The 14,603-nt window shown below is 68.3% G+C and carries 11 protein-coding genes; 2 read left to right on the forward strand and 9 right to left on the reverse strand.

Translation table 11 applies throughout. The annotated features are described in order from the left end of the window. Position 1: 1 nt before the first annotated feature. From QSK39_RS44345 to QSK39_RS44375, 7 genes are all read right to left on the reverse strand, one after another. Positions 2-988 (reverse strand): ABC transporter permease, encoded by a 987-nt coding sequence (locus tag QSK39_RS44345; RefSeq protein WP_285483819.1) that lies wholly within the window; start codon positions 986-988, stop codon positions 2-4. After that, on the reverse strand, positions 985-2,577 hold the full coding sequence (locus QSK39_RS44350) for an ABC transporter substrate-binding protein (RefSeq protein WP_285483820.1): 1,593 nt from the start codon (positions 2,575-2,577) through the stop codon (positions 985-987). Before QSK39_RS44350 ends, QSK39_RS44345 begins: the two co-directional genes overlap by 4 nt. Positions 2,578-2,931: 354 nt before the next feature. After that, positions 2,932-4,218 carry a serine hydrolase domain-containing protein gene (locus QSK39_RS44355; RefSeq protein ID WP_285483821.1) on the reverse strand — a complete coding sequence of 429 codons (1,287 nt, stop codon included), beginning with the start codon at positions 4,216-4,218 and terminating at the stop codon, positions 2,932-2,934. A 151-nt stretch (positions 4,219-4,369) separates the two neighbouring features. Then, a complete protein-coding gene (locus QSK39_RS44360; RefSeq protein WP_285483822.1) occupies positions 4,370-5,059 on the reverse strand; it encodes a response regulator in 690 nt (229 codons plus the stop codon). Then, a complete protein-coding gene (locus QSK39_RS44365) occupies positions 5,056-6,234 on the reverse strand; it encodes a sensor histidine kinase (protein ID WP_285483823.1) in 1,179 nt (392 codons plus the stop codon). The genes QSK39_RS44360 and QSK39_RS44365 overlap by 4 nt, the downstream gene beginning before the upstream one ends. A gap of 110 nt (positions 6,235-6,344) precedes the next feature. Then, positions 6,345-6,749, reverse strand: coding sequence for a hypothetical protein (locus QSK39_RS44370; protein ID WP_285483824.1), 405 nt, complete (start codon positions 6,747-6,749; stop codon positions 6,345-6,347). Beyond that, positions 6,746-7,504, reverse strand: coding sequence for an alpha/beta fold hydrolase (locus tag QSK39_RS44375; RefSeq protein WP_285483825.1), 759 nt, complete (start codon positions 7,502-7,504; stop codon positions 6,746-6,748). Before QSK39_RS44375 ends, QSK39_RS44370 begins: the two co-directional genes overlap by 4 nt. 166 nt (positions 7,505-7,670) lie before the next feature. Between QSK39_RS44375 and QSK39_RS44380 the strand changes: the two genes are divergently transcribed. After that, positions 7,671-8,270, forward strand: coding sequence for a TetR/AcrR family transcriptional regulator (locus QSK39_RS44380; RefSeq protein WP_285483826.1), 600 nt, complete (start codon positions 7,671-7,673; stop codon positions 8,268-8,270). A gap of 56 nt (positions 8,271-8,326) precedes the next feature. On the opposite strand, the gene QSK39_RS44385 is transcribed toward QSK39_RS44380, so the two are convergent. Next, entirely contained in the window at positions 8,327-11,077 is a 2,751-nt protein-coding gene (locus QSK39_RS44385; protein ID WP_285483827.1) for an MMPL family transporter, read from the reverse strand. A gap of 297 nt (positions 11,078-11,374) precedes the next feature. Then, complete coding sequence (locus QSK39_RS44390; protein ID WP_285483828.1) at positions 11,375-12,379, reverse strand: cyclase family protein; 1,005 nt, start codon at positions 12,377-12,379, stop codon at positions 11,375-11,377. A gap of 29 nt (positions 12,380-12,408) precedes the next feature. Here QSK39_RS44390 and QSK39_RS44395 point away from each other — a divergent pair, with 29 nt between their 5' ends. Then, positions 12,409-14,460 (forward strand): ATP-binding protein, encoded by a 2,052-nt coding sequence (locus tag QSK39_RS44395; protein ID WP_285483829.1) that lies wholly within the window; start codon positions 12,409-12,411, stop codon positions 14,458-14,460. The last annotated feature ends 143 nt before the right edge of the window (positions 14,461-14,603 follow it).

The raw sequence follows: 14,603 nt of genomic DNA on the forward strand, positions 1-14,603 counted from the left end.
TTCAGGCCTCCCGGATCGTCGAACGCGGGTCGAGTAGCCCGAGCACGACATCGACCAGCAAGTTCACCAGCAGTACGCCGAGTCCGTAGACCAGCACGATCCCCTGCACCAACGGATAGTCCTTCTGCAAGATCGACTGAACGATCGTCGAACCGAGACCCGGCCAGGCGAATACGTTCTCCACCAGCACCGTGCCCGCCACCAGGCCGGTGAGCATCAGTCCACCCAAGGTCAGTGTCGCGGTCAGTGCGTTCGGCAGCGCGTGCCGGACGTACACCAGCCGCGCGGGCAGCCGCTTCGCCCGCGCAGTGCGGACGAAGTCGGCGCCCAGCACCGAAAGCAGCTCCACCCGGACAATCCGGGCGAGCACCGCCGCCGGGCCGATCGCGAGAGCCGCGACCGGCAGTACGTACGCGCCCGCGTCGTCGCCGCCGGCGACCGGGAACCAACCCAGGCCGACCGCCAGCAACGCCACCAGCCCGACCGCCACCAGGAACTCCGGGACAGCGGCGAGGAACACGCTCACCGACGTGAACGCCAGCTCACCGCCCCGCCTGCGGCCGCCGCGTGTCAGTACCGCGAAGCACACACCGACCGGCACGGCGACCACGACGACCACTGCGAACGTCGGCACGGCGAGCTGCAGCGTCGCCGGCAGCCGGTCGCCGATCACCTGCGCCACCGGCTGCCCGCTCGACATCGACTTCCCGAAGTCGCCGGTGAGCAACCGCTGCAGGTAGTGCGCGTACTGCGTCCACAATGGATCGTCGAGGCCGAGCTCGGCCCGCCGAGCCCGCACCAGATCGGCGGGCGCGGTGAGCCCGAGGGCGGCCCGCACCGGGTCACCGGGGACCAGGTGGATCATCAGGAACGCCGCGGTCACCAGTGCCCACAGCGACACGGCGAACCGGACCAGCCGACGCGCGGCGAACGCCGGCCACGGGCTGCCCCGCAGGAAGGCGGGCACCGCGGCCGTTGTCGTCGTCATTTCGCATACATCCGGATGGACGACGGAGTGATGCTGCCTTCGTTGACCTCGAACCGGGTGCCATTGGCATAGGCCGGCGCGACGGAGTTGATGAACGGCACCACGTCCACCCGCTTGATCAGCGCGGACTCCGCGGTGTTCCAGGCGGGACAGCTGGACTCGGCGGACATCGACGACGCCTGCTGCACCGCGTTGTCGTAGCCGGGGTTCACGATGTGCGCGAAGTTCGTCCCGTCCGGGGCAGCCGGGCCCGACACGAACGGCACCAGCTGCGTCGGCAGCGCGACCCCGATCGCGCCGAGGGACACGTCCCACTCGCCGGTGCCGAACAGCACCTGGGAAAGGCCCGGGCTGTCGACGGCCTTGAGGGTGACCTCGGCACCGAGTGACTTCCAGACCTGCTGGATCAGCTCACCGGTCGACGCCACCGTCGGCCCCGGTTGAGTGCTGTAGACAACGGTCAGCGCCAGCTGCTTGCCTGCCTTGACCCGGACCCCGTCCGGGCCCGGACGCCAGCCTGCCGCGTCCAGTGCGGCCGCGGCCGCCGCCGGGTCGTGGGCAGGCAGGTTGCCGACGACTGTGTCGCCCGAGCACGGCTTGGGGTCCGAGGTGACCAAACCTTCCGAGGGCTTCCCGGTACCGCTGGTCAGCACCTTGCCGAGCTGGGCCAGATCGAGCGCCTGGGTCAGCGCGCGTCGCACGGCCTCGTCCTTCGCGGGGCGATTGTCGGCCTCGTTGTAGAAGATTTCCCCCATCGGCTCGAGTGAATCGGCGTGGAAGAGCTTCTTCGCCTCCAGCCGTTGCCGGTCCGGCCCGTTCACAGTGGCAGCGTTGAGCTCGCCCGAAAGCAGCAGGTTCGCCGTCGTGGTCGCGTTCGGGACCACCCGGACGATTACCTTGTCCGGCAGGCCTCGCTGGGTGGGTTGCCCGTCGCCCGGCCCCCAGGTGTAGTCCTTGCGGCGAGTGAACGTGTAGTGGTCGTTGGGCACGGCTTCGGTGACGGCGAACATGCCGGTCCCGCTTCCGCCCTTCTCCAGCAGTTTCCGGTCGGCCAGGCCTTTGCCGCAGGCGATCGGCAACCCGCCGATGTTGCGGAGGAGGAATGCGTCCGGCGCGCCGCTGGTGACCGTGACCGTGCGAGCCGCCTCGTCCGCCGTCGCCTTCGTCCCCGGCGCGACGACGAGTCCGGTGAGCGCCGACTTGTTCGCCGGGTCACCCACGAATCCGATGTTCGCCGCGACGTCGGCGGCGGTCAGCGGCGCGCCGTCAGCGCAGGTGATGCCCTTGCGCAAGGTGAACGACGCCGTGGTCGTCGTCGCCTCCCACTTATCGGCCAGCCCGGCGAGCGGCTTCCCGTCGGAAGTGAGACCGAGCAGGGTGTCGTAGAGGAACTGGTCGACCTGGGTGGTCACCGAAAGCACCGTCATGTGTGGGTCGAGGCTGCCGGGGTCGGATCCGATCGCCAAGCTGAACGTCTGGCCGTCGGCAAGAGTCTGGTTCCCGGTTCCCGTCTCGTTCGCTCCTCCGCACGCACTCGCTGTCAACGCCACTACCCCGAGCAGGGCTGCGGTTAGCTGTGTTTTCGTCAATGGGTTTCCCTTCACGGGTGGTCCGGGGTGAGACGGGCGGGTTGCTGTGCGCGGTATCGACCCCCGTGACCGGGGGGCCGCGACCGTCCGTTCAGGACGCGCCCGACGTCTCGCTGCGCGGCGGGGAAGGGACCGGACAGCCCCGGCCCGATCCAGTTCCCGGACTCGCACAGGTTCAGCATGGCTCCCTCTCGCCGCCGTGGGATGAATCGCCGATTTTGGGATGCTAGGGCGCGTGTCACAGCGGCGGTATTGCACGAAGCGACAAGACTCGAAGGCGCGTTGATCGCCGCCGACAAGACGTCCGGCCGCCGAGCACCGCCCCGCACCCGTCACGACAGAGGTCGAGCGGCGCTACTTCGGCAGCGACTTGCCCAGCATGGTGCAGACTGCCGTGTTCACCAGTTCGCTGTACGCGGTACCTGCCGCGGCGCTCGCCTTGAGTCCGAACCGCGTGGTGCTGAGAACGGCAACTGTCCGCTGCCCCGTCTGGTCGGTGTAGGTGTCACTGCTGTACCCGGGCCACGAGCCCTGGTGTCCCCAGACGACGCCGCACGGCGAGTTGTACTGTTCCAGCCCCAGCCCGTACTTGTGATCCGGGCCGGCGGCCTCGTCTTCCGGAACGACGGTGCGCATCGCGCGCAGCAGCGGTTCGGGTACGAGATTTCCCGACATCAGCGCGCGGTCGAACTTCGCCCAGTCGGCCACGGTCGAAACGACGGCGCCCTCGGGCCCGACCCACGAATGGTCGACGGCCGTGACATCGACACGCTCACCGCGGGCCGCCCCGACGAAGCCGAACCCCTTCGGGAGACCGGGCGGCAGGATCGCCGCGAGTTCAGTGGCATCAGGCTCGTAGCCGTGTGCCAGCGGGGCGTGGACAACGGACTCGGACCGGCTACCGGCCACATAGGTATGCTGCAGCCCCAGAGGCCGGACGATCCGTTCCTCGACCAGGTCAGCGTACTTCTGACCGGTGACCTTCTCCAGCACCAGGCCCAGCGCGCTGTACCCGGTGTTGCTGTAGTGCCAGCTCGCACCAGGAGCCGCGAACGGCGGCAGTTTAGTGCCGAAAGCGAGGACCTCGGTGGGACTCGGCTGCTGCGTCTGCCGGCCGGTCATCAGGTCCAGTCCGTCGAGCGTGTAGGCGTAGTCCTCGAGCCCGCTGGTGTGGTTCAGCAGCATCCGCAGGGTGATCAGACGCCCGTTCGGAACAGCGCCGGGAAGGAACTTCTCCACGGAATCGTCGAGGCCCACGCGGTTTTCGGCGACCAGTTGCAGCACCAGGGCAGCGGTGATCGTCTTGGTATTCGACCCCATCTTGAAGTCGTCGCCCGCATCGAGCCGGTGATCGGCGGACGCCCACGACGCCTGACGGACGACGTTCACGGCCGGACTCTGCCCGCCGTCGACCCGGACGATGACACCGGGGAGACCTGCCGCGACTGCCTTGTCCGCGCTCTTTTCCAGGTTTTCGACCGCGGCGCCGTCGATCGGAGCCGAGCTTGCGGCCGGTGCCGCACTCGAGAACAGGGACATCGGCCCCGCCGCAACCGCGACTCCGGCACCGATGACCAGTGCCACAGCGATCCCGATGCCGGCGCGACGACGCGACGACCCCGGCTTCGAATTCTCCGACATGACATTCTCCGCTTCCGCCAATACCGGCCAACAACCGGTGATGACACGAACGGTAGAAGCACAAGAGGGGCCGCTACATCACCCGCCGGTGAGCGCCGGGTAGCTCTCCAGGGGGATGGACAGGCTCGCGAACAATCGGGAACCAGCGACTTCAGGAGTCGACGGAGACGATTCCGAGTCGGTGGGCGAGGACGACGGCCTGGACACGGTCCCGCAACTCGAGCTTGGCGAGAATCCGTGACACATATGTCTTCACCGTTTCACGGCCCAGGAAAAGAGTGCTCGCGATTTCGGAGTTGGACATTCCCAGCGCGATCAGGCGCAGAACTTCGACCTCGCGTGCGGTCAAGCCGGACAGGGCATCCTCGGCAAGCTTGGCCTTCGCGCCGTCGTCCCGGATCCGCCGTCCGAATCGGCCGATCAACTGCCGGGTCACCTCCGGCGCCAGCAACGCGTTCCCGGCCGCGATCGTCCGGACCCCCGCGATCACATCGCCCGGAGGTGTGTCCTTGAGCAGGAACCCGCTCGCGCCGGCACGCAAGGCCTCGAAGACGTACTCGTCGAGGTTGAACGTCGTCACCACCAGCACCTTGACCTGGTCGGCGGCATCAGGCCCGGCGATCTGCCTGGTCGCTTCGATGCCGTCCAGCCTGGGCATCCGGACGTCCACGACGACGACGTCAGGACGCAGCCGCCGCGCCTGCCGCACCGCTTCGATACCGTCGCCGGCCTCCCCCACGACCTCGAAGTCTTCCTGCGCGGACAAGATCGTCACGTAGCCGGTACGCATCAACGCCTGGTCATCGCAGACAAGAATGCGAGTGCGGGGACCACCGCTCACGCGGCATCACCCGACCGGGTCGGCAGCGTCGCACGGAGCACGAATCCTCCATCGGTTTCCTGTTTCGTCGTCAGTTCGCCGGCCGCCAAGCGCACGCGTCGTTGCAGTCCGGCGAGGCCGCGCCCCGAAGAAGTGAGCCGCGGGACGCGGCGGACCTCGTCGCCGGCGCCGTCAGTCGTCACCTCGACCGTCACCCCGCCGGAGACAAGGTACGTCAGGCTGACGAGAGTCCGTCGGTTCGGCGCATGTTTGAGTGCGTTGGTGAGCGCTTCCTGCACCACCCGGTACACGGCTAGTCCCGCGATACCATCGATCACCCGCGGCGAGCCGTGCTCGACGTACTCGACCGGCTGCCCGGCGAGCCTGGTCTGCTCGACGAGTTCGCCGATCCGTCCTGCCGTCGGCGACCGGGGAACCGCGTGTGCGTCGTGATCAGGACTGAGCAGGCCCAGTAGTTCACGCAGGTCAGCCAAGGCGCGCCGGCCGGTGGTACCGATCGCCGACAAACCGGCCTCGATCTTCTGGCGATCCGCCGGGTCCACGTACTGCGCCGCATCGGCCTGCATGACCATCGCCGTCACGTGGTGGGTCACCACATCGTGTAGTTCCCGGGCGATGTTCTCCCGTTCCTCGTTCATGGCCGACTCCATCCGCCACTGCTGGAACTGAGCCTGCTCGATCAACCTTCTCCGGCCCCACGCGCCCAGCAACCAGCACCCCGCGGGCAGGACGAAGAAGTTCACGTATTCGATGGACCGCAGTTCACTGCCGAGAGCGATCAGGAAGCCGGACAAGCCCGCGTAACCACCGGTCCAGAGCACCGCCGTGATCTGCCGGCCACGAGCCTGCAGCATGCCCGCGCTGCACAGCGCGATATATAGCGTGATCGTCGCGAGCGAAGGCGGGTAGGAGAGACATTGATAGGCGAAGAAACACGCTGACACCAGCAAAAGACACACCGCGGGCGCCCGGCTCCTCAGAACGAGCGGCAAGCACTGGCCCAGCACCAGCAGTACCGCCGGTAGATCGACGGGGCGGGTGGTCGCGAGCGAGTCGAAGACGACGCCCTTGTCGGCGAACCCGGGAGTAAAGGACAGAATCGTCACGACCGCGGCCAGGAGGACGTCCCGCCTGCCGACCGGGATGACCTTCCACCGTTCGACCAGCCACTGCATCCCGGGCACTACCGAAGCCTTCTTTCGCGCATGAGCGGAGTATAGGTTCGACGTACGGGAGGGCCGACGTCGTGGACTGGCGCGTACCTCATCCACAATGGACTGACAACTCATCCGTCCCGACGAAGACTGCCGCGCCGGTTGTGAACCCAGGGCAGTTCGCCTTCGTCTGGAGACCGCTCGAGAAGTTCGACGATCAGATGCGTCGTCGCGTTGTCACCCACGTTGCGAATCCGGTGCGGTCGCATCGGCTCGGCCGTTCCTGCGGTCTTGTAGAGTACGAACCCCGGCTCGGCGTCCTGGACGATGCCCCAGCGCTCGTCTCCGAGCTCCTGCCCCTGGGACACGCCGGCTTCTGGCCAGATCACCACATGGTCGTGGTGATGCTGGTGGAAGTCGAACATCTCGCCCGGCTCGAGGGTCATCGACCACACGCGTACCCGCGCGTTCTCGAAGAGCAACGTGTCGCCGGGCGCCGGCGGCCACCCGGCTTCCTTTGGCGGCACCGTGGTCACGACTTCTCTCCTGCGCTCCGGCTCCCGCCGCTGACCGTGATGCCGGCGAATGCGTGTTTCAGCACGAATCGCCGCACCAGCCCCGCCGTGACCTCGCGCTGTTCGAGCGTGAGCCCGTGCCGGCCTCCTTCGAGCAGTTCGAGAACCGCACCCGGAATTCGCTCGGCGACCGATTCCGCGGTGGAAGCCGGCATCAGCGGATCGTCGGTCCCGTTGAGCACCAGGGTCGGCGCACCGATCTCGTGGAGCCGGTCGACGCAGTCGTGGGTCCGGATCGCGTCCCGCCGTCGCTCGCCGATTCCGCCCGCCCCGAGCAGTGCCTGGACTTGCTCCACGAGCTCCGGCTCGCGACGCCGGCCTTCCGGTGAGATCACCGCGTCGAGCATGAACTTCGCCCGCTCGCCGGGGCTCATGGCCATGACCTTCTCGGCGACACCGCCAGGAGCCTCCTCGACAGTCGGCGGCGCGGAGATCAGCGTTAGGCTCGCGACCCGTCCAGGGTGGTCGAGCGCGACGTTCATCGCGATCGCACCGCCCAGCGAGGCACCGACCAGGTGCGCACGCCGGCAACCGAGTGCGTCGATCAAGCCAGCGCAGTCCTCGGCCAGTGTCGCCATGGTGTAGGGCTCCGGCCCGTTCACGGTGTCCCCGACGTCGCGCTGGTCGTAGGAGATCGCCCGTATCCCTTCGCCCAGCAGCGGAGCGAACAGGTCGTATTGACGCTTGCTGCTTTCGCCACCGTGCAGGAGCACCACAGACTCTCCCCTGCCCGACTCCACGTACGCGACAGAGGCCGAGCCGACCTGGATCCGCGAGTGAGACTCCGACATGAGCAGACCATAGCACTTGATGCAACTTTCTGTTGCTTTAAGATGTGAGCTACCGTCGGACCCACCGAACAAGGGGTACGAGAGGCAATCGATGATCGAGCACCCAGAGCAGCCGGCTGCGCAGCGGCCGGGAGGCCGCACGGCTCGCGTGCGCGCCCAAGTCCTCGACGCAGCGGTGCAGCTCATCGCCCGGCGCGGCGTCGCGGGGCTGCGCTACGACGAAGTGGCAACGCTCGCGGGCGTGAACAAGACCAGCGTTTACCGGAACTGGCCGGACCGGGAAAAGCTCGTCAGTGAAGCCCTGGTACGACTCGCCGACCAGCAGGCTCCGATCAAGGACACCGGGGAGCTGCGCCGGGATCTGGTGGAGTTCCTCATCGCCCTCGCCGCGAGCTTGTCCACGCCGACCGGGCGCGCGATCGTGAACGCTCTGCAGACAGCGGACGACAGCTCGGAGATCCGGGCCACCGTCGAGACGTACATCAACCAGCGAGTGGGCACGCTCCAGCAACGGATCGGGCAAGCCGTCGCGCGAGGTGAACTGCCAGCCGTCGACGCGTACTTGCTCGCCGAACTGCTCTCCGGCCCCGTACATCTCTATGTCAACCGGGGTATCCGACCGTTCACCCGCGACGAGGCCGAAAGGGTCACCGACATCGTGCTGGCCGGAATCCGCGCGACCGCGTCCTGACCGGATAGCCTGAGGCCTTCCTGCCGGGACGGCACCACACCGTCCCGGCGGGACACTCAACCGGCAACGACATCTGTTCGAGTCTCACGGTCGTCCCCTGTGGCAAATTCGTCCGCAGGCGTTTCAATCGGTGCGGAGGGTTCCCGGCCCAGCAGGGCGATCGCGAGCTGGCCGTGGAGCCAACCGAGCCGGGGCATCACCCAGGCGCCGATCGGCGAAAGCACGATCGCGATCAGCGCAACCCCCAGCTCGACGGATGCCAGCGGGAACGCCAGCACCAGGTAGGCCAGTTCGCGCCACATCGAAGGGTCGGTGAGATGGGTCAGCCACCGCCGGGCGGGCGGCAGGCCGCTGGCCGCGCGCCGCCGCGCCGGTGCCGGAGAGACGTCGAGCATCGTCCGGACCCAGCCTCGCTCGCGATCACCGGACCAGCGGACGAAGCTCGCGGTCGCCAGCAGGACCGGGATGCCGATGCCTACCACGGCTGTCGCCACACCCACCGCGACGCCGGTGACGATCAGAACGAACTGCGTTGTCCGGAAGAACCAGCTCACGACCATGTAGACCGTTGTCCGGACCGCCTTCGGCCGCGGGTGATCCACTGGTGTCGCCGGCCGTGCCCCTGGCACGACTCCACCATTCCGTCGCGGCCGGGCGCCGGGCCCCACCTTGGACGGCCACCAGTTGGCCTGTCCCAGCAAGGCCATGAGGGACGGCAGCACCAGCACCCGGATGATCACGGCGTCCAGCAGCACGGCAGCGGCGAGCCCGAACCCGACTTCCTTCAGGTCGATCATGCTGAGGGTGACGAACACCGAGAAGACCGACACCATCACGATGGCGGCGCTGGTGACGACACCGGCGGAGTTCGTGATCCCGTGGCGGACCGCCTCGCGGGTCGGCATGCCACGCTGAGCCGCTTCCCGGATCCGGCTCACCACGAAAACGTGGTAGTCCATCGACAACCCAACCAGAACCACGAAAACGAACAGCGGAACCCACGACACGATCGCGCCGGTGGACCGGAATCCCAGCAGGGACTCCGCCCAGTGGTGCTGGAAGACCGCGGTCAGCATCCCGAACGCGGCCCCCGCCGACAGCGCGTTGAGCAACACTGTCGACAGCGCCAGCACGACCGACCGGAACGTGATCATCATGACCAGGAACGTCAGCAGCAGAACGGCCCCGATGACCCACGGCAGCGTGTCGGCCTGATTCTGCTGGCTGTCGACGTTACCGGCGACGTCGCCGCCCACCGCGTACGAGACTCCGGGTATCAGGCCGACCGTCACGGGCAGCAGGTCCTCACGCAGCACCGACAATGACCGCACCGCCTCGGGCGCGTTCTGGTCGTGCGGAGTCACCAGGTCGACAGTGCTCACCCGGCCGTCCGCGGAGGTCCGCACGGCGGACGCGGAGCCGCTGGCGAACAGCGGGTCCGCCTTGGTGTATTGGACCAAGGCTTCCAGCGCCGCGCGCACCTCGGGAGCCCGCTCGGGGGGCGCCTCCGCGGCGATCGTGTGGTTCGCGCCTTCACCGGGAAAGGCATGGGTCAAGCGATCCAATGCCTGCACGACGGGGACCGACCGCGGCAGGATGTCCGGGCTCGGTGCCCGCAGCGTCAGGTTCAGCGCGGGAAGTGCCAGTGCGATCATGGCCAAGGTGGAAACGAGCAGTGTCACACCGGGGCGGTTCACCGCCGGCCTCAGCAGTGCGGGCCACAGCCGGGGCGTGCCCTGCCGGTTGGTCAGGCGCCACAGCACCGGCACCCGCGGGCGGTCCAGCCGCGAACCGAGTTTGGCCAGCAGCGCCGGCAGCACCGTCAGCGAACCGAGCATGGCCACCGCCACCACGATGATCGAGCCGGTGGCGAGGGACGAGAACACGGTGTCACCGGCCAGGTAGAGCGCCGCCATCGAGACGATCACGGCGATCCCGGAGACGACGACCGTGTGCCCCGCGGTGGCCGCGGCGATCTCGACAACCGCGATCTTGCTGCCCGGACGGCCATCGAGCCGCTGCCGCTCCTCGCGCTCACGTTTCAGGTAGAACAGCGAATAGTCCACCCCGACCGCCATGCCCATCAGCAGGATGACGCTGTCGACCGATCCGACGGACGGGATCACGTGGGACGACAGAGCGGACAGACCCGTTGCCGACCCCACTGCCGAGATCGCCAGCAGCACGGGCACGCCGGCAGCGATGACGGCCCCGAACGCGATGAGCATGATCAGCAGCGTGACCGGCAGGCTCAGCAGCTCTGCAGTGCCCAGGTCCTGACCGACGGCCGCGTTGATCCCCCGGTTCAACGAGACGCCGCCGACCTCCTCGATGCGCAGCTGCGGGTGATCCCGCTGCGCCGCTTCCACCTGGTCGAGCAGCGGCTGGATCCGGTCTGCCGCGGTGTCCGGGTTGCCGCTGACGGCCAGCGGGATCAGCAGCGCCGAGCCGTCGTGCGCCGTCACCGGGTCTCCCACCTGCACGGCCTCGGGGCGGGTGCCCAGGCGGTTGCGCACGTCCTGAGCGGCGGCGCGTGCGGCACTCGTGTCCAGCTTCCCCGATCGCGCCGTGATCAGGACGTTCTCCTTGGCGGGGCGGTCGAATTTCCCGGCCTGCACCATCGCCACCGCCCGACCGGATTCGCCAACCTGCGTGTCGCTTTCCTTCGCCTGGTTGGTTCCGACTGCACCGCCCACAACGAAGCACAGCACGACGAACAGGATCCACAGACCGATCGCCCACCACGGGTGTGTGGCGCTCCACCGCGCTATCCGTACCGTGCGTGCTTGCTTGCCCCAAGTGCTCATGAACTCGTCCTTTGTCCAGGTTTGCCGATCGGATGACGTCTCCGGCCATGACGAAGAATCGAAATGGCAAGCTTGGCGGGGACGAGACCGTGCACGAGGTTCTCGCGACCAGGCCAAGTATTTTCGGCGAGGACCCAAACGTAGAGCCGCACACGAACGAGCACATCACCTACGAGTGAGCACCGAATGGCTCCCGCGGGGGATGGACAGCCGCGGCCGCGCGGACTTCCGCCTTTTCATGTTCCGCGCAGTAACCGCACCCAGAACTCACGATCGCGGCGTAGTAAGAACTCGAGCTCAGAAGATGGCCAGCGGGTTTACCGGTAGACCGGTGGTACCGAGGATGCGGGGAACCGCGGCCACGAACAGGAACGTGTACCGGCTTTGCTCTTCGCAGACGGCGACGAGTTCCTCACTGCGGGCGCCGTCGACCAGCACAAGGCCGAGACGGCCGAGCCCCAGCCGATGCAGCGCGCCAGGGACGTCGTCCTTGAGCGGCGGGGACGCATCGCCGATGTCTCCGGCGTAGACGGCGATCCCGCGGTCGTGCATCCACCGGACCGCTCCCGAGGTCATCCCCGGCAACGCCCGGCCGTGATCGGGAACCCGGTCCCAGCCGGCCCGCACCACCAGGGCGTCACCCGACTGCACCACGACGCCCTCACGCTCCTCCGCGGCTTCGAGGTCATCGGCCGTGACCGCATGCCCGTCGGGCAGCTTGCCGTCCGGGGCCAGATCGAGCAGGACACCCCGGGTCACGATCCCGTCGGCGAACACATCCGCCGCGCCGTGGGTCACTCCCGCGGGCCCGGAGCTCTCCACCTGCGCGATCCCAGGATAGACCTGCCCGTCCATGACCATGTGCGACACCGCATCCAGGTGCGTGACCTCGGGATGGTGCGTCGTGACGAGCATCAGCTCGGCCATCGCCAGCGGCGGCGAGCCGGTGAACGACATGATGGTCTGCACTCCCGTGCTGTCCGCCTGCAGGGCGGCCGCCGGCCCGCCCATCAGCGGCGCCGTCGGGGTCTCCCGGGCCAGTGAGACCGCCGATCCCGTCCGCACCTGTGCGGCACCACGCGCGCGGGCCTCCGCGGTGATCAGGTTGACGGTGCCGAGCTGATCGGTGTCACCCCAGCGCCCCCAGTTGCTCGGGAAGCCGGCGGGGTCGAGGTCCATGATGATGTCCTTTTCGGTGGGATCGCCCGTGGAGAACGACAGGCGCGCAGCAAGATCGTCACCGCATCGGCCTGCGATCACCAGCCCGTCCGGTGCCCACCTGGTGCCCATCCTGGCGGGCACCGGCGATGGATATGGATACAGTCGGGTGCATGACCTCACTCGGACACACCGTGCGGGAGCTGCGGCGGCGGTCTTTCACGGGCCGGGCCGACGAGATCGCCGTGTTCCGGAACGCGCTGGGCGCGCCCGGCGTGCTCTTCGTGCACGGGGCCGGCGGAGTGGGCAAAAGCGCCTTGCTCGACGTCTTCGCCGACATCGCCACCGAGAAGGGCTTCGACCCGGTGCGGGTCGACGCCCGGCACCTGACCCTCGGGCAGACAGCGCTGCCCGCCCCGGCCGCCGACGCGCCCGCCGTGCTGCTGATCGACACGTACGAACTGCTGGAACCGCTCGACGACTGGATCCGCGAGCACTATCTGCCGTCCCTCCCGGCCTCCTGTCTGGTGGTGATCGCCGGGCGGCAAGGCCCCGGGCCGCGGTGGCGCGCGGACCCGGCCTGGCGGGAACTGACGCAGGTCATCGCGCTCGGCAACCTGTCTTCACAGGACGGGCTCGCCTACCTGACCGCTCAGGACGTTCCCGGGGACGTGCACGACCGGCTGCTGAAGATCAGCCGCGGCCACCCGCTCACCCTGTCGATGATGGTGGACGCCGTGCGCCGCGGCGCCGCGCCGCGAGCCCTGTCCGACCTGCCCGGCGGGGTGGGCGCATTGCTGACGCACCTGCTCGGCGAAGTGCCGAGCACCCGGCATCGCACGGCGCTGGACGTGTGCGCGCTGCTGCTCGTCACGACCGAGGACCTGCTGCGCTCGATGGCCGGCGGTGATGCCGGTGCGTTGTTCGCCTGGCTGCGGACTCAGCCGTTCATCGAAGAGTCCCCGTACGGGCTCTACCCGCACGACGTGGTCCGCGACGCCATCACCGCCGACCTGCGCTGGCGCGACCCCGCCCGGTACGCCGAGCTGTACCGCCGGAAACTGGCGGTGTTCCACGACCAGGTCCGGGCGACGACGAGCGAACGCGAACGGCTGGACCTGGCGGTGCTCACCGTCGTGCTGAACGGCACTCGTTCCCCGCACACCGCGCTGGCGTCGCTGCCGCCGACGATGCAGGCCTACGCCGACGGGCTGCACGACGGTGACCGGTCGTCGATCGTCGCCATGACCGCGCAGTGGCAGGGGCGTGAGCAAGCCGAACTGGTGGCTTACTGGATGGAGCGCCGGCCGGACGCCTTCCGCGTCTTCCGCACCAAGACCGGTGAACCGCACGGTTACGGTGCGCGCCTGGACCTGACCGAGGCCGATCTCGGTGTGGATCCGGGCGCGGATGCGATGTGGGCGTACGCGTCGAAGTACGGGCCGCCGCGCGCCGGTGAACAGGTCCGAGCCTGGCGCTTCTTCCTCGACCGCGACCACGGGCAACGCCCGTCACCGTCGCTGACGCTGTTCGTCGCGTGGCAGATTCTGGACATTCTCCTGATCGGCGACGACACAGCCTGGAGCTTCGTGGGCGCCTTCGATGACGGGGAGCTGTGGACGTCCTCGATGGAATCTCTCGACTTCTGGGCCGCTGACGAAGCCGGCTACACCGTCGGCGGGTCGCGGTTCCCGGTGTTCGCGCACGACTGGCGCCGAACCGGCATCGCGAAATACACGGAACTGCTGCACGCCTGTCAGATGGGCGTGCCGACGCGGCCGTCCGCGCAGGTCCTCGACGAAGCAGTGCTGTCCCAGCCGGAGTTCACCGACGCCGTCCGCTCGGCCCTGCGCACCTTGCACACGCCGGAACTCCTGCGGTCGAACCCGCTGCTGCAGTCCCGCATGGTCCGGCAGCACGGACGGGTCGAACGCACGCCCGCCGACACCCTGCGGGATCTGCTCGACGAGGCCGTCGGCACGCTGAAGCCCGAACTCCGCGTGCTGCTCGATCGTACGTTCCTGCGACCGGCCGGCGTTCAGGAGCGCGTCGCGGACTCCCTGCACCTGTCGTTCAACACCTACCGGCGACACCGGGACAAGGCGATCACGCAGCTGACCGAAGAGCTGTGGCGACGCGAAACACGACCCAGACCCAGCACGCCAGCGCACGACGCCGACGCACCGAAGCCGGACCACGCCGGTTCGACGGACCCGACGGTGTAGGGCATGATCGCCGCTCTCACCGGGGTCGGCCCGCGCATGAGCGTGCCGAAGGACCACACAGTGCCACGTCCACTCGACTCGTCCCAGGTCAACGACACGCGGAGCGATGCGGACAGTACGAGTGCGCCGGCCGCACCACTTCG

The sequence above is a fragment of the Amycolatopsis sp. NBRC 101858 genome, from assembly GCF_030269325.1.
GTDB classification, from domain to species: domain Bacteria; phylum Actinomycetota; class Actinomycetes; order Mycobacteriales; family Pseudonocardiaceae; genus Amycolatopsis; species Amycolatopsis ponsaeliensis.